Origin of the sequence: Pseudomonas sp. SIMBA_068 (genome assembly GCF_046534705.1) — a bacterium.
Lineage (GTDB): Bacteria > Pseudomonadota > Gammaproteobacteria > Pseudomonadales > Pseudomonadaceae > Aquipseudomonas > Aquipseudomonas putida.
The window spans coordinates 1-274 of the sequence record NZ_JAWRYI010000463.1 but is presented as its reverse complement, the minus strand read 5'-3'; the positions used below and the strand labels follow the sequence as shown (position 1 = coordinate 274).

Here is a 274-nt window from a genome sequence, read left to right as displayed (position 1 = left end):
CGCAGCAAGTTAAAAGAGTACCAGTACCAGGAAGTTAAAGGTCCATTCATGATGGATCGCGTCCTGTGGGAAAAAACCGGGCACTGGGAAAACTATAAAGAAGCAATGTTCACCACCTCATCTGAGAACCGTGAATATTGCATCAAACCGATGAACTGTCCTGGGCATGTTCAGATCTTTAATCAGGGTCTGAAATCCTACCGTGACCTGCCGCTGCGTATGGCAGAGTTCGGCAGCTGTCACCGTAATGAACCCTCAGGCGCACTGCACGGCC

1 protein-coding gene is annotated in these 274 nt (G+C 50.0%); it reads left to right on the top strand.

Going from position 1 to position 274, the window contains the following annotated elements; all coding sequences use genetic code 11:
- On the top strand, window positions 1-274 hold a 274-nt coding region (locus SB756_RS29970), incomplete at both ends, for an aminoacyl--tRNA ligase-related protein (RefSeq protein WP_410913223.1).